Genomic DNA, 15,506 nt, shown 5'->3' on the forward strand with positions numbered 1-15,506 from the left:
AAATTTAAAGCCTTTTTGGCTAAAATGCGTGAATTTCAAGGAGCATGACAATGAGTAAGAGAAAACGCGTATTGGTCAAATTTTCAGGCGAGGCCTTGGCTGGAGAAAATGGTTTTGGTATAGACACAGCTGTGCTTAAATTTATAGCAAGCGAGATAAAAGAACTCATCGATGGTGGGATCGAAGTTGGCATCGTAATAGGCGGTGGTAACATAGTGCGTGGTGTGAGCGCTGCAAAAGATGGTATCATCAAGCGAACAAGTGGCGATCACATGGGCATGCTAGCAACTGTCATCAACTCGATCGCGATGCGTGAAGCTTTAGAGCGAAGCGGACTTGAAGTAAGAGTGCAAAGCGCGATCAAGATGGAAGCGATCTGCGAGACTTTCATCGTGGGACGTGCGCAGCGCCATTTGGAAAAGGGCAGAGTTGTCATCTTTGCTGCAGGCACGGGCAATCCATTTTTCACAACAGATACAGCAGCCACGCTAAGAGCTATTGAGATTGGCTCAGATATGATCATAAAAGCGACAAAAGTTGATGGCGTTTATGACAAAGATCCTAAAAAATTCAAAGATGCAAAACTTCTAAAATCACTGAACTACGAAAAGGCGATGAGCGATGACATCAAGGTTATGGACGACACTGCCATAGCTTTAGCAAAGGATAACGCACTACCGATCTTAGTTTGTAATATGTTTAAGGCTGGAAATTTATTAAAAATAATAAATGAAGAAGAAGCAGCCCTATACTCAGTTGTAAAATAAATTTCAAAAAGGATAAAAATGAGAACAGAACAAATCACAGCAAGAGCGCTAAAACAAGTAGGTGACGATAGATATAAGCTTTCGCTTATCGTTGCAAAGCGCGCAGAAGCACTAGCAAATGGCGCAATAGCTTTAGTTGATGCTGATACTTCAAAGATGAAATTTGCCGACATCGCACTACTTGAAGTGGCTGAGGGCAAAATAGGCTTAGAGGCAATAGTTGAAGGAAAATAGTCTTTTTTTAGAGCAGTTAATCGAGCAAATTTTAGCTTGCAAAAACGTTTCAGAAGCGATAAAACTGCTCTTTTCTCTTTGTGAGAGAAGTGAAATTTTAGACAAAGCCGTAGATAGCTGCGTCACATCTCACGCTGGACAATACCGCAAAAGCGGCGAACCATACGCCATCCACCCCATCTTAGTAGCCTCTATCGTAGCAAATATGGGCGGCGATGAGAGCATGGTCATAGCTGCACTTCTTCATGACGTAGTCGAAGATACCGACGTAACGCTAGGTGAGCTTCAGGCTGAATTTGGCGATGAGGTGGCAAAGCTAGTTGAGGGGCTTACAAAGATAGTTGCCATTAGAGAAAACAAGCTCGCAAGCTCAGATAGCAACGAAAAACTGGCAAGCTCGGCGCTAACTTTTAGAAAGATGCTCTTAATCTCCATAGAAGACGTCAGAGTCCTTGTCGTAAAGCTTTGCGACAGACTTCACAACATGCTAACTCTTGAAGCGCTAAGACCTGAAAAGCAAAAACGCATAGCCGAAGAGACGCTTATGGTCTATGCTCCGATCGCTCATAGGCTGGGAATTTCATCGATCAAAAACATGCTTGAAGATCTAAGCTTTAAGTATGCGATGCCAGAAGAGTACGCTAAAATCGATAGCTACCTAAACAAAAACAAGCAGCAGCTTAGCTTAAAACTAAATGCTTTTCACGAAAAGGTAAGTCAAATTTTGCTTGAAAATGGCTTTATCGAGGGCACTTTTGAGATACAAAAACGCATAAAACACTACTACTCGATCTATCTAAAGATGCAAAGAAAGGGCATTTCTATCGAAGAGGTGCTTGACTTGCTTGCCATTAGGATCATCGTGCAAAAGCCGCTTGATTGCTACCTTGCACTTGGAAATTTGCATATAAATTTTAACCCTCTTATCTCAAGATTTAAAGACTATATCGCGCTTCCAAAGCAAAATGGCTATCAAACGATACACACAACCATTTTTGATAACAAAAGTATATTTGAGGCGCAAGTTCGCACTTATGACATGCATAAAACCGCTGAATACGGTGTTGCTGCGCACTGGAAATATAAAAACGGCGAGGGCAGCCTCTTAAATCCAAAGCTTGACTGGCTAAATGACATCAGCATGCAAAATAGCGAGAACGAGAGCAACGTCGAAGAGCTATATGAATACGCAAAAGATAGCCTTTATATCGAAGATATAGCAGTTTATTCTCCAAAGGGCGAGGTCTTTACATTGCCACGTGGTGCTACGGCGCTTGATTACGCTTATGAGATTCACTCAGAGATTGGACTTTACGCAAAAGAAGCTTATATAAACCGCGTTAGGATGCCACTTTTAACAGAGCTAAAAAATGGCGACATCGTTAGGATAGTAACTGGCGAAGAGGCTAAATTTCGCTGTTCATGGATAAATAGCGTGCGAACAGGCAAGGCAAAGGCGACGATAAGGTCATTTTGTAAGCAAAAGATAAGAGATATAAACTACAAAATGGCGATAGATATCTTAAAATCAGTATTTAACGTCTCAAAAGATAGAATTTTAGAGTGGGTAGAGAGCGAAAATTTAGGCAAAAAGGTCTTTCGTGCAGCAACTGATAGCGAGTATCTGCAAGAAGTGGCAAATATGCTTAAAAAATATATCAGAAAAGAGCGCCCATTTATGATCTCTTTGGGCGACAAATATCAGATTAAAAAGCAGAAATTTGAAAACATAGTGATCTACTCAAACCATAAAATTTCAAATGTCGAGTTTGATTATTGCTGCAATCCAAAAAGGGGCGATAGCATAGTTGGCTTTAAAAATGGCCACACCGTGACAGTGCATCACAAGCTTTGCGAGCGCGCTGGCAAGCTAATGGATAAAGGCGATGAGATCATCTTTGTCAAATGGACGAGAAATGCCCCACATAGGTATAAAATTTTATTAAATTTAGAAAACAGAAAAGGTGCGTTGGCTGAATTTTTAACATATCTTGCTAGACTTGATATAAATTTAGCTACAATCTCGCTAAACGAAGCAAATGATCTTAGCGGAGATACGTTTGAAATAAGCGTCGAAATAGCAGAAAATATCGATGCAAACGAGATCAAAGAGAAGATCAAAGATAGATATAAGATTATTGATTTTGTTTCGCAAAGCGACCCATATCATAATTAGGAGAGAAAAATGGTTCAAGATATAGACGATATTTTACAAGAGATAAACCGCGGCGTTGCCGAGATGATCGATGCTGAGAGAGTTGAAAATTTAGTTAAAAATTATTATGAAAAAGGCGAAAATTTCTATGTAAAAGCAGGCTTTGACCCAACAGCTCCAGACCTTCACCTAGGTCACACAGTCGTTCTAAACAAGATGGCTTTGCTTCAAAAACATGGCGCTATCGTGCAGTTTTTAATAGGCGATTTTACCGCTCAAATAGGCGATCCAACAGGCAAGTCAGCCACTAGAAAAAAGCTAGATCAAGAGACCGTTTTAAAAAATGCCAAAACCTACGAAGAGCAAGTTTTTAAAATTTTAGATCCAAAAAAAACTGTGATAATGTTTAACTCAAAATGGTCAAATGAGCTTGGCGCTGCTGGGATGATCGAGCTAACTAGCACATTTTCAGTAGCTAGAATGCTAGAGCGAGATGACTTTGAAAAGAGGATAAAAGCGGGCAGTCCTATATCAATCTCTGAGTTTATGTATCCGCTTCTTCAAGGCTATGATAGCGTGGCGATGAAGTGTGATATCGAGATGGGTGGCACAGATCAGAAATTTAACCTTCTAATGGGTAGAACCTTACAACGAACATATAATATCGGTAAAGAGCAAGCCGTCATCATGATGCCGCTTCTTGAGGGACTTGATGGCGTAAATAAGATGAGTAAGAGCCTTGGCAACTACATCGGCGTAACTGAAAATGCAAATGATATGTTTGCAAAAACACTTAGCATAAGCGACGAGCTAATGTGGCGCTGGTACGAGCTACTAAGCACAAAAACACTTGGCGAGATAGAAGAGCTAATGAATGACGTAAATAGTGGCAAATATCATCCAAAAAAGGCAAAAGAGGATCTTGCATACGAGATAACAGCGAGGTATCACGGCAAGGAGGTGGCAAAGGCTGCTATGGCTGAATTTAACAGCGTGCACTCTCAAAATCAGCTCCCAACTGATATGAAAGAATTTAGCTTAAAAGCGCCGATTTGGATAGTTGAAGCCTTATCTCAGTGTGGGCTAAGTGAGTCAAATTCTCAAGCAAGGCGAGATATAAAAGCAAACGCAGTTAGCGTCAATCAAGAAAAAATTAGTGATGAGCAGTTAAAATTAGGAGCAGGCGAGTATATCTTGCAGGTTGGAAAGCGCAAATTTGCAAAGATAAAGGTTGAATAAATGGAGTTAAAGCCGTTAAAAATAGGTAAATACGAGATAAAATACCCGATATTTCAAGGCGGAATGGGGCTTGGTATCAGCTGGGACAAACTAGCTGGCAATGTGAGCTTAGAAGGCGGTCTTGGCATAATTAGCTCAGTTGGCACAGGCTACTATGAAAACCGCAAATTTATAGATAAAGAGCTAAATGCAAAGCCTTTTGGAAGTGAGAATTTCTACTCTACAAGAGGCCTTCGAGCTGTCATAGAAAATGCACGTAAAATTTGCGGTGACTTGCCACTTGGCGTAAATATAATGTATGCTGCAAACGACTACGCAAGGGTTGTAAAAGACGCTTGCGAGGCTGGTATAAACATCATAGTCTCAGGTGCAGGTCTGCCTACAAATTTACCCGAATTTACACAAAATTTTAAAGAGATAGCACTTGTGCCGATCGTCTCAAGCGCAAAAGCACTAAAGATCATTTGTAAGCGCTGGCTTCAAAGATATGAGCGCTTGCCAGACGCTGTCGTGCTTGAAGGACCGCTAAGTGGCGGACATCAGGGCTTTACATACGAGCAGTGCCTTGATCCTGAGTTTTCGCTATTTAACCTCATCCCGCAAGTAAAAGCTGAGATTAAAGAGTGGGGCGACTTTCCGCTCATCGCAGCTGGTGGAATTTGGGACAAAAACGACATCGAAAAGGCGATATCGCTAGGCGCAGACGGCGTTCAGATGGGCACACGCTTCATCGGTACTCACGAGTGTGACGCAGATATCGGCTTTAAAGAGGTTTTGCTAGCGGCTGAAGAGAAAGACATCGAGCTTATAAAGAGCCCAGTTGGCTATCCAGCTCGCGGGATAAGAACAAATTTGATAAATTTAGTCGATAAAAGAATGGGTCCAAAGATCCAGTGCATAAGCAACTGCGTGAGCCCTTGCCAAAGAGGCAAAGAGGCAAAGCAAGTTGGGTATTGCATCGCAGATAGGCTATTTGACGCATATAGCGGCAAAAAAGAGAGCGGGCTATTTTTCACAGGGGCAAATGGCTACAAACTAAAAGAGCTAATAAGCGTAAAAGAGCTAATGCATAAGCTGGTACATGGTGAATGAAACGGGTTTTAATATCTCTTTTTCTAGCATTTAGTTTTCTTTTTGCGACGACAAATTCGCAGACATTTGCCAAATTTGATAAAAATTTTATGGCTCTAAACAGAAGCGCGAAGATCAAGCTTCACAACGATATAAAAAATATCTATGTCGATGCGATCATAAAAAACGATAAAAATACGAAAAAGCAGGCACTCACTAGGCTAATAACAAGCTCAAAGGCGCTTGGCTTTGACTCAAGCGCATATATAAGAGATCTAAATTCGATAAACGGCGTAAAAGGTGCTAGCATGCCAGCAGCTTCGCCAGCTCTAACGCTAATAAGTGCGACAAAGGTAAATGACACCTTGGTGCTTAAATTTAACACAAAGCTAGATACCGCAAGGCTAAAAACATCATTTGCCAAACAGCAAAACGCCTACAAAAACATCATGGACATCGATGGCAGGCTAAATGGCAACCCACTAACATATAAAAATTTCATCTCAGACTACATCCACATCTCGCAGTATGATAAAAACACCGTTAGGATCATTTTTTCTGACAAGGTGCAAAAGACGATAAAGGCAAATGCAACTGGGGATTTGCTAATAATAAGCGCTCAAAATTTCATCTCAAATGAAAACGTAAGAGCGCCACTTCATAAGCTTAAAAATAAAAATGAAAAACCAGCGCAAAGCGAGGTAGAGCCAAATTTAAAGTCTGAGCCAGCACAAAGTGAGCCAGTAGAAGAGCCTTTGCCTCCAGTTGCGGCGGGTAAGTTCTCACGCAACAAAACGATCGTCATCGACCCAGGGCATGGCGGCACGGATCCTGGTGCGGTAAATGGCAGTTTAAAAGAAAAAACAGCCGTTTTAGGTGTAGCCAAAAAGCTTGGCGAGATACTAAAATCTCGTGGCTACAAGGTCTATTTCACCAGATCAACTGACGTTTTTATAAATTTAAGAACAAGAACGAAATTTGCAAACGATAAGATGGCTGATCTTTTCGTCTCCATCCACGCAAACGCCGCTCCAAACGCTGCCAAAGCAAAGAGCATGCACGGCATCGAGACATTTTTCTTATCGCCTGCAAGAAGCGAGCGCAGCAAAAACGCAGCCGCGCTTGAAAATAAATCAGACATCGAAGAGATGAACTACTTTTCGCAGCAAACGTTTCTAAACGTGCTAAACCGCGAGAAGATCATCGCTTCAAACAAGCTTGGTATCGACATCCAAAAGGACATTTTAGCAAGCGCTAGAAAGGTCTATGCAGCCAGCGACGGCAGCGTGAGAGAGGCGCCATTTTGGGTACTCGTGGGCGCTCTTATGCCAGCGGTTCTTGTAGAAATCGGCTACATCACACATCCAGTCGAGGGCGAAAAACTCTTTAACGAGGCCTATCAAAAAGCCCTTGCAAACGGCATCGCAAACGGCATAGATGGATATTTTGCAAAAAATAGATGAAAAATGCAAATTTAAGCCTTAAAGGGCAAATTCTATTTAACGAAGAGTTTGGCGATATCTATTTTAATACCGAAAAACCCTGGCTTGAGAGCGAATTTGTCTTTGCGAGCGCACTTGATGAAATTTGGCAGAGCAAAGATAGCTTTATAGTCGCTGAGACCGGCTTTGGCGCTGGGCTAAATTTCTTCACACTTTGTAAGAAATTTAAAAATAACTCCAAAAAGCTTCACTTTGTTAGCATCGAAAAAAGTCCTATTAAAAAAGAAGATCTTTTAAAAATTTATGAAAATTTAGGCATTTTTAAAGCTTATGCTAAAAAGCTAGTTTCGCTCTATCCACCGCTAATCTCAGGCATACACCGCATAAATTTCGCTCCAAATATCACCCTTGATCTTTGCTACGGCGAGGCAGATCAAATTTTGTCTGAGCTTGATTTTGCCGCTGATATCTGGTTCTTAGACGGCTTTTCCCCAAGCAAAAATGGCTCGATCTGGAGCGAGAATGTCTTCAAAGAGATCGCAAGGCTAAGCAGGGTTGGTGCTATAGTTAGAACCTACTCGTGCGCAAAAATGGTAAAAGATGGGCTAATAAATGCTGGCTTTTTGCTGAGCCTAAAAGAGGGCTACGCTAGAAAACGCCAGATGAGTAGCGCCGTGCTAGAGAAAAAGGATGAAAATTTAAAGGACGCTTGGTTTGCGAGATGCGAGCCAGTTGCCAGCGTAAAAGGCAAAACCGCGCTTGTTATAGGAGCAGGAGTGGCTGGGCTTGCAACAGCCAGCGAGCTAGCCAAAAATGGCTTTAAAGTGGTGATCGCCGAGGCAAAGAGTGAAGTCGCGACAAATGGCTCAGGTAACCACTGCGGCGCCTTGATGCCGCTAGTTACGAAGCCTGGGGTAAATTTAGGCCGCATGCACATAAATGCATTTTTGCAAGCAGTGAGATTTTACAAGGCAAATTTGTCAAAAAGCCTTATCAAATTTAATGGCTGCATCGACTATGCGTTTGATGATGAGCTGGTGAAGAGATACGCATCGTGGCAAGGTCAAAACGCGGAGGATATTTTTAAATTTGACGAGAACTTAAAGCCGTATCCTGGGATATTTATAAAAGAGGCGGCTTATGCTAGGCCAAAAGAAATTTGCAAATTTCTCTCAACCAAATTTGAAATTTTATTTAACCACGAATATGAGAGCAGGGCGCACCTGTCAAACGGCAAGATCAAAGTCAAATTTAAAAACAACAAAAGCATAGAAACAGATATCTTGATCTTTTGTGCTGGTAGCAAAAGTAGCGAGATATTTAAAGGCTACGACATGCAAATAAGTAGCGTCCGCGGCCAAGTCACGCACCTAAAGCCAGTTTTAAAAAATACAATGCCGCTAAGTGCAAAAGGCTACATCTGCCCAGCCGTCAAAGGGGTGCAAGTCATCGGCGCAACCTACGCTAGAAATGAAATTTGCGATACGCCTAAAGCTGAGGATAATGCTAAAAATTTAAGCGACGTGAGCGAGTTTTTTGACACTAGAGAAGCAACCGTTATCGGCTCACGTGTAGGATATAGAAGTTATAGCGGAGATAGGTTTCCGATAATTGGTGCCTTGCACGATGAGGAGTTTTACAAGCAAAACTACAAAGGGCTATTTTGGAGTAAAAATAAAGATAACAACCAAAAAGCAAGCTACGAAAAAAATGTCTTTGTAAATTTTGCTCACGGCTCACGTGGGCTTGGCACAGCGATACTTGGAGCAAATTTGATAACGGATCTTGTGCTTGCTCGCCCACTTTGCATAGAAAGATCGCTATTTCATGAGCTTCATCCTGCTAGATTTTTGATAAGAAAGTTAAAAAAAGGACTAAAATAGTCAAATTTCTTAACATATGTTAAGAACTATTATCAAAACTTGCATTATAATCTTTCGCAAAAAAGGATAAAAAATGAGTCAAATTTATAATCTCGATAAAGACACAAAGATAGTTGAAAAAAGCGTCGTTAGTAAAAGGCTATTTCAAAATAAAAACGCAAGCGTCGATATATACGCATTTGATGAGGGCGAGGAGCTTGATCACGAGATGCTTTTTATAGACAGCCTTGCCTGGGTAATAGACGGCGAAGCGCAGCTTGAGTATGGCGAAAAGCAGATGAAGCTTGGACGTGATGAGGCCTGCCTTATCGAGGCAAAAACTTGGCGAAAACTCAAATTTACAAAGAAAACAAAATATTTACTAATAGATTTTAAGGAGAATGTTATGATAGATCATTTAGACAAAGCGAGTGTCTTTAGCCTCGCAGATGCCGTTAGCTACGAGAGTGGCAAGATAGTTAGCAAGACGCTTGTCAAAAACGAAAATGGCTCGATGTCGCTACTTAGTTTTGACAAAGACCAAGAGCTATCAACTCACGCTGCACCAGGCGATGCTCTACTTATCGCGCTTGATGGCGAGCTTGATTTAAAGATAGCTGACGAGAGCTTTCATCTTGTAAAGGGCGATAGTATCGTGCTTCCAGGTAAGATCCCACACGGACTAAAAGTGAAAGACAAATTCAAAATGCTTCTAATCGTCACAAAAGACAAAATGTAAAATAAGCCCTATTTTAGGGCTTTTTCTCATATCAAAAACTACAAATTTAACTTTAAATTTACCTTTAATAATCAAAAAAGCAAAGCCATAATATAATCGTTTTTAAAAAAGAAGAGCGATGAGAAAAGAAAATTCCAAACTATTTTTACTGATATTTTTAGGCGTGCTCTCAGCCTTTGGACCATTTGTCACAGACCTTTACTTGCCAGCACTTCCAGCCATAACTGAGTGGTTTAGTACAAGTATCTCTGCCACGCAGCTAACGATAACTACTTCAATGGCAGGCCTTGCGATCGGTCAGCTAATAATTGGCCCAATCAGTGATAAATTTGGCCGAAAAACGCCACTTACCATCTCGCTCATCATCTACACGATAAGCACGATTTTTATATTTTTTGCGCAAAATATCCAGTTTTTTATCTTTATGCGCATCATCCAAGGGCTTGCAAGTGCGGGCAGTCTGGTTATCTCAAGAGCCGTCGTGAGCGACCTTTATAAGGGTCACGAGATGACTAAATTTTTTAGTCTTATGATGGTTGTAAATGGTCTTGCTCCGATATTTTCACCAATAGGCGGCAGCTTGCTACTTAAATTTACCGACTGGCGCGGCATCTTTATGGCGCTAACGATCATCGGCATTTTGCTATTTGTCGCAAATTTTTACTTCAAAGAGAGCCTAAGCCCTGCTAACCGCCTAAAAGTGCCTTTGCTTCAGACCTACAGCGTCTTTGGCAAAATTTTAAGAAAAAAGAAATTTATGCTATTTATTGCGATCCAGACATTTACGATGGCTGCGATGTTTGCCTATATCGCAGCATCTTCTTTTATTTTACAAGAGTTTTACCTACTAAGCCCGGTAAGCTACAGCTTTTGCTTTGCGGCAAATGGCCTAGCCATCGTCATAGGTGCTAGGATAGCGAGCTTGCTAAATGAACGAAAAGCACTAAAAACTGGGCTTTTTGGCACCTTGTTTGCTAGCATTTTTATAGCGTTTATGCTTTGCTTTAAATTTGAAGTGATCGGCGTTATCATCGCGTTTTTCTTGCTTTTGCTCTTTACTGGCTTTATCTTACCAACAGCCTCTTCACTTGCGATGAATGAGGGCAGAGAGTACGCGGGCTCAGCCTCAGCGGTGCTTGGATTTTGCCCATTTTTCTTAGGTGGCATCATCTCGCCACTAGTTGGTCTTGGCGACATTTTTTACTCGACTTCAATAGCTATTTTAGCTTGCAGCGTGCTTGCCTTTATCTCATTTTTAGGGCTAAAAAGAGTTGCGTAAAATTTATCTTGTCTCAAACACAAAAACGGCTGATAAGAGCGTTGTAAATTTAAGCGTTAGCAAGATAGAGTTTTTGAAATTTGAGATAAATTTAAGCGAATATGACGCGCTTGTAGCAACCTCAAAAAACGCTTTTAAAGCTTTAAAATTTAATGGCATTTCATGTGTAAATTTGCCAGTTTTTGCTATCGCAAATAGTTGCGCAGCGGCTGCAAGAAAGTTTGGCTTTAGTGAAATTTACACCGGACAAAATGCTCATGGAGATGACTTTGCAAGAGAAATTTTGCCACTTTTAAAAGGCAAAAAGGTGCTTTATCTAAAGGGCAAAGATAGCGCTTCAAATTTCTTAGAAATTTTACAAGATGGCGGCGTAAATATAAAAGCAGTCATTACCTATGAAAATGTCTTAAACCCTTGCAAAATGGAGCTAAAACCGCCAAAAGATAGCATTTTGATATTCGCATCTCCGATAAATGTGAGAAATTTTCTTAGTAATTTTGGCTGGGACGAGAGCTATCAGACGATAAGCATCGGAAAGGTCACTGCAAAAGAGCTAAAATTTACCACGCCAATAGTGAGCCAAAACCAAGATATAAACGCTTGTATCGCACTTGCCAAAACGTTACTTTAAGCAAAGAATTTATATAATTTTATTGCCTGAGTGAAGCGAGTCAGCATTTTACGGGGTCCAACACTTTTTTGTTAGCGAAAAGGTATGGGTGCCTTGCGATGTGGCTTCGTTTGAGCCTTAAACAGCGAGAAGTTGCAACCTTTTGGTATCCATCTATTTGCAAGATTGGCTTTGTTTATGGGCCACTCTTCTATGCGACGCCCACTTGGGTTTTTAAATTTACGGAGATAATATGAACATTCTCATAATAGGAAGTGGCGGCCGCGAATACGCCATCGCTCTTAAGCTAAAAAGTGAAAAAAACGATATAAATTTATACTTTGCGCCTGGAAATGGTGCGACCTCACGCCTTGGCGAGAATTTAAACATAAAAGACTTTCATGAACTAGCAAATTTTGCCAAAAAAAATAGTATCGAGCTAACTATCGTGGGACCTGAAGCACCGCTTAGCGAGGGCGTGGTGGATATCTTTAAAAAAGAGGGCCTGCTCATCTTTGGACCAAGCAAAGCAGCAGCCAGACTTGAAGCTAGCAAGGCCTATATGAAGGACTTTTTAGCTAGAAATAACATAAAAACTGCAAAATACTTAAACACAGACGACAAAGAAAAAGCATTTAAATTTATTGATACCCTAAGCGCTCCGATGGTCGTAAAGGCTGATGGACTTTGCGCTGGAAAGGGCGTTATCATCGCAAATTCTAAAGAAGAGGCCAAAGAGGCAGTTAGCGACATGCTAAGTGGGGCTAGTTTTGGTGAGGCTGGTAAATTTGTGGTGGTTGAAGAGTTTCTAGACGGCTTTGAACTAAGCTTTTTTGCCATTTGTGATGGCGAAAATTTCGTAAGCTTGCCAGTGGCGCAAGACCACAAACGCCTACTTGATAACGACGAGGGCCCAAATACTGGTGGCATGGGTGCGTATGCTCCAAGCCCGCTTGCTTCAAAAGAGCTAGTAAAAAGGGTCGAAGAAGAGGTAGTAAAACCTACGCTAAAAGGGATGAAAAACGAGGGCAGTCCGTTTTGTGGAGTGCTTTTTGTGGGGTTAATGATCGTGAAAAATGAGCCTTATGTGCTTGAGTTTAACGTGAGATTTGGCGATCCTGAGTGCGAGGTCTTGATGCCATTGATAGATGGAAATTTGAGTGAAATTTTATTAAATGCTGCAAAAGGCGAGCTAAAGCCTATCAGCTTAAAAGATGAATTTGCAGTAGGTGTCGTAATGTCTAGCAAAAACTATCCTTATAAAAGCAGCCCAAAGGCTAAAATTTCAGTTTTAAATGATGTAAAAGACGCTCATATAGCTTACGCAGGTGTGAGTAAAGAGGGCGATGAAATTTACGCAGATGGCGGCAGAGTGCTAGTCTGCGTGGCGACTGCAAAGAGCATAAAAGAGGCACGTGATAAGGCCTATGAGCTTTGCGAAAATGTCAAATTTGACGGAGCGCACTTTAGAAAAGATATCGCGTGGCAGGCTCTAAAATGAGTATGCAGATAGAAGAGAAGCTTCAAAACGAAGAAATTTCACTTGCCCCTTTTGCTAAAAGGATCATGGCGTTTTCTATCGATGAGATCATAGTTGTATTTCTTTTTATGATCATCTACTGGGAGCCACTTTCTACTAGCACTAACTTTGATGATGTTAGAAATTTAGTATTAAATCTTTTTTGGCAGATCAACCTACTAAAAGTCATCTATCACACATTTTTCGTTTGGTATTACGGCGCAAGCCCCGGGCAGATGATAACAAAGACGATGTGTATAAATGTAGAAATTTTAGATAAGCCAAATTTAACTCAAAGTCTTGTTAGGGCGATCTTTAGGATAGTTAGTGAAGCTTGTTTTTATCTTGGCTTTGCGTGGGCACTTTCAAACCCTGCAAGGCAGACGTGGCAAGACAAAATAGCAAAAACAGTGGTGATAAATGCGTAAAATTTTATTTTTAATTCCGGTTTGTGTTTTTAGTTTAAGTGCAGCAGTGCAAGATGTGCAGCTATTAGCTGATGACGTGAAGCAAGATAAGGGCATCGTAACGGCAAATAAAAACGTCGTTGTATATTCGCAAGAGTATCTTGTGACGGCTGATTGCGCGGTGTATGATCAAAATAGCTCCGTCATCGAGCTCTTTGGCAATGTCAATATGATGAAGGGTAAAGACGAGGTCTCTCGCTCAAACTATGCCAAGCTAAATTTAAAAAACAACAATGCTGCCTTTGAGTCGCTCTTTATGATGAACAAAGACATGGAAGTGTGGATGAGAAGCGACGAGAGCAGCTCTGATAGCGAGTATTACAGAGTAAGAAAGGCTATGGTTTCAAGCTGTAATGTCCAAGATCCTGACTGGAGCATCACTTCAAGCTCAGCCATGCTAAATAAAGAGAGTAAATTTTTGCATCTTTTTAACCCAGTCTTTCGCATAGCAAATGTGCCAGTCTTTTACTTGCCATATTTTGGCTTCTCAACTGATACCACAAGAAGGACAGGTCTTTTGCCGCCAGAGCTTGGATACGGCAAGTCAGAGGGCTTTTACTATAAGCAGCCAGTATATTTTGCGCCTTATAATGAGTGGGATCTAGAGTTTGATCCGCAGATAAGAACAAACAGAGGCGCTGGAATTTACGGTGCTTTTAGATTTACTGATTCGCCTGATTCAAGAGGCGAGATCAGCTTTGGTTCATTTACTGATAAAAACAGCTACCGAGCCAAGCAAAAAGGCGAGACTTCAAACAGAGCTGAGCTAAAAAACAAAACTCACAAAGGTGTCGGGCTAAAATATGAAAGAGATAAACTCATAAAATACCTTAGCGAGGCTGATCTGCAAGAGGGTATGTGGATAGATGCAACCAAGCTAAATGACATAGACTATCTAAATTTAAAGGGCAGAGACGATGACTATGACTCACTTGTGACCTCTAAATTTAACTACTTTATCGCAAATGACGATCACTACTTTGGTGCCTATGCGAAATACTACATAGACACCGAAAAGATCGGCTCAAAGAACGAAAACAAAGATACGCTTCAAGAGCTTCCATCGCTTCAGTATCATAAATTTACAGATGATATAGTCTTGCCAAATATCTTATATTCAATCGATCTTCAATCACATAGATATGATAGAAAGATAGGCGTTAGGGCAACTCAGTATGAATTTACACTCCCAGCTTCAGTGCATGTGCCGCTATTTGATGATAGCTTAACATTTTCATTTTACGAGTATCTTTACGCTTCAAGGATAAACTACGAAAACAAGATAAATTCATTTGATGACAAAAGAGAAGATAAACACGCAAATTTTGTAAATAACTACCATAAATTTGCCCTTCACACAGACCTTGCAAAGGCGTATGAGAGCTTTTATCACACTTTAAATTTTGGTGCTGAGTACTTGCTGCCAGGATATAGAAAAGGAAATTTAGACGACGAGTTTATATACGATAAAGATCTAAATGAGTATGAAAATTTCTTAGCTCAAGATCAGAGCAAAGAGGAAGTTTCTGGCTATTTGACGCAGTATTTCTTTAACGGCAGTGGTAGAAAAGTCGTAAAACACAGCATCTCACAAGGTTACTACACAAAAGATAATGAGTATTCAAATTTAAAAAATGCCATCTACCTATATCCGTTTGAGAATTTTAGCCTTTATAACAAGCTAGAGTATTCACACAAAGATAGAGAGCTTAAAAAGGTGCAAAATGGACTTTACTATACGCATGATCTATTTTGGATAAATATGCTCCATACTATGAAAAAGAGCGATAGCAAGGCTAAAAACAGCGCAACAAAAGATAGCTACTTTACAAGCAGTGCAGGCGTGAAGCTCCCTCATCAATATAGCCTAATTGGCGGCTGGCAATACGACGTTGAGAGAAGCTACACAAAGAGTTGGAGAGTTGGCGTGCTTCATCAAAGAAAGTGCTGGAACTACGGCCTTATCTATCAAAGAGATATCGAGCCAACGACAACGACAAGCGGTTCTGCTTCGACTAAGTCAAATGGTGTCTATTTTACTATCAGCTTTTACCCAATGGGCGGCTTGCACTATGACTTTTCACAAAGCAGCACCGCTTCATCAAGTAGCAAATAAGATGGC

At 40.8% G+C, this 15,506-nt stretch carries 13 protein-coding genes; all 13 read left to right on the forward strand.

What is annotated here, in order from left to right; genetic code table 11:
* Window positions 1–50 precede the first annotated feature (50 nt).
* A complete protein-coding gene (gene pyrH, locus F3G86_RS07650) occupies window positions 51–767 on the forward strand; it encodes a UMP kinase (protein ID WP_103567680.1) in 717 nt (238 codons plus the stop codon).
* An 18-nt stretch (window positions 768–785) separates the two neighbouring features.
* Complete coding sequence (locus F3G86_RS07655) at window positions 786–1,001, forward strand: DNA-directed RNA polymerase subunit omega (protein ID WP_004317259.1); 216 nt, start codon at window positions 786–788, stop codon at window positions 999–1,001.
* On the forward strand, window positions 988–3,177 hold the full coding sequence (locus F3G86_RS07660; RefSeq protein ID WP_103586872.1) for a RelA/SpoT family protein: 2,190 nt from the start codon (window positions 988–990) through the stop codon (window positions 3,175–3,177). Before F3G86_RS07655 ends, F3G86_RS07660 begins: the two co-directional genes overlap by 14 nt.
* 9 nt (window positions 3,178–3,186) lie before the next feature.
* Window positions 3,187–4,395: a tyrosine--tRNA ligase gene (gene tyrS, locus F3G86_RS07665; RefSeq protein WP_149723524.1), complete on the forward strand. Its 1,209-nt coding sequence runs from the start codon at window positions 3,187–3,189 to the stop codon at window positions 4,393–4,395.
* The gene (locus F3G86_RS07670; protein ID WP_021092139.1) at window positions 4,396–5,487 is read left to right on the forward strand and encodes a nitronate monooxygenase; all 1,092 of its coding nucleotides are present in this window, start codon (window positions 4,396–4,398) and stop codon (window positions 5,485–5,487) included.
* Window positions 5,484–6,929 (forward strand): N-acetylmuramoyl-L-alanine amidase, encoded by a 1,446-nt coding sequence (locus tag F3G86_RS07675; protein ID WP_149723525.1) that lies wholly within the window; start codon window positions 5,484–5,486, stop codon window positions 6,927–6,929. Before F3G86_RS07670 ends, F3G86_RS07675 begins: the two co-directional genes overlap by 4 nt.
* Window positions 6,926–8,791 carry a bifunctional tRNA (5-methylaminomethyl-2-thiouridine)(34)-methyltransferase MnmC2/FAD-dependent 5-carboxymethylaminomethyl-2-thiouridine(34) oxidoreductase MnmC1 gene (mnmC, locus tag F3G86_RS07680; protein ID WP_149723526.1) on the forward strand — a complete coding sequence of 622 codons (1,866 nt, stop codon included), beginning with the start codon at window positions 6,926–6,928 and terminating at the stop codon, window positions 8,789–8,791. Before F3G86_RS07675 ends, mnmC begins: the two co-directional genes overlap by 4 nt.
* A 73-nt stretch (window positions 8,792–8,864) precedes the next feature.
* On the forward strand, window positions 8,865–9,509 hold the full coding sequence (locus F3G86_RS07685; protein ID WP_149723527.1) for a cupin domain-containing protein: 645 nt from the start codon (window positions 8,865–8,867) through the stop codon (window positions 9,507–9,509).
* Window positions 9,510–9,627: 118 nt separating this feature from the next.
* Complete coding sequence (locus F3G86_RS07690; RefSeq protein WP_149723528.1) at window positions 9,628–10,788, forward strand: multidrug effflux MFS transporter; 1,161 nt, start codon at window positions 9,628–9,630, stop codon at window positions 10,786–10,788.
* A complete protein-coding gene (locus tag F3G86_RS07695; RefSeq protein WP_149723529.1) occupies window positions 10,781–11,419 on the forward strand; it encodes a uroporphyrinogen-III synthase in 639 nt (212 codons plus the stop codon). Before F3G86_RS07690 ends, F3G86_RS07695 begins: the two co-directional genes overlap by 8 nt.
* Before the next feature lie 232 nt (window positions 11,420–11,651).
* Window positions 11,652–12,899, forward strand: coding sequence for a phosphoribosylamine--glycine ligase (gene purD, locus F3G86_RS07700; protein ID WP_149723530.1), 1,248 nt, complete (start codon window positions 11,652–11,654; stop codon window positions 12,897–12,899).
* On the forward strand, window positions 12,896–13,345 hold the full coding sequence (locus F3G86_RS07705; protein WP_149723624.1) for an RDD family protein: 450 nt from the start codon (window positions 12,896–12,898) through the stop codon (window positions 13,343–13,345). Before purD ends, F3G86_RS07705 begins: the two co-directional genes overlap by 4 nt.
* Window positions 13,338–15,500 (forward strand): LPS-assembly protein LptD, encoded by a 2,163-nt coding sequence (locus F3G86_RS07710; RefSeq protein WP_149723531.1) that lies wholly within the window; start codon window positions 13,338–13,340, stop codon window positions 15,498–15,500. Before F3G86_RS07705 ends, F3G86_RS07710 begins: the two co-directional genes overlap by 8 nt.
* Window positions 15,501–15,506: the final 6 nt, after the last annotated feature.

This window comes from Campylobacter concisus (assembly GCF_902460595.1).
GTDB lineage: Bacteria > Campylobacterota > Campylobacteria > Campylobacterales > Campylobacteraceae > Campylobacter_A > Campylobacter_A concisus_BL.

Bases quoted from the DNA above. Each gene is read 5' to 3' on its own strand.
- pyrH (WP_103567680.1), top strand. From the start codon at position 51: ATGAGTAAGAGAAAACGCGTATTGGTCAAATTTTCAGGCGAGGCCTTG.
- F3G86_RS07655 (WP_004317259.1), top strand. From the start codon at position 786: ATGAGAACAGAACAAATCACAGCAAGAGCGCTAAAACAAGTAGGTGAC.
- tyrS (WP_149723524.1), top strand. From the start codon at position 3,187: ATGGTTCAAGATATAGACGATATTTTACAAGAGATAAACCGCGGCGTT.
- F3G86_RS07670 (WP_021092139.1), top strand. From the start codon at position 4,396: ATGGAGTTAAAGCCGTTAAAAATAGGTAAATACGAGATAAAATACCCG.
- F3G86_RS07675 (WP_149723525.1), top strand. From the start codon at position 5,484: ATGAAACGGGTTTTAATATCTCTTTTTCTAGCATTTAGTTTTCTTTTT.
- mnmC (WP_149723526.1), top strand. From the start codon at position 6,926: ATGAAAAATGCAAATTTAAGCCTTAAAGGGCAAATTCTATTTAACGAA.
- F3G86_RS07685 (WP_149723527.1), top strand. From the start codon at position 8,865: ATGAGTCAAATTTATAATCTCGATAAAGACACAAAGATAGTTGAAAAA.
- F3G86_RS07690 (WP_149723528.1), top strand. From the start codon at position 9,628: ATGAGAAAAGAAAATTCCAAACTATTTTTACTGATATTTTTAGGCGTG.
- purD (WP_149723530.1), top strand. From the start codon at position 11,652: ATGAACATTCTCATAATAGGAAGTGGCGGCCGCGAATACGCCATCGCT.
- F3G86_RS07705 (WP_149723624.1), top strand. From the start codon at position 12,896: ATGAGTATGCAGATAGAAGAGAAGCTTCAAAACGAAGAAATTTCACTT.
- F3G86_RS07710 (WP_149723531.1), top strand. From the start codon at position 13,338: ATGCGTAAAATTTTATTTTTAATTCCGGTTTGTGTTTTTAGTTTAAGT.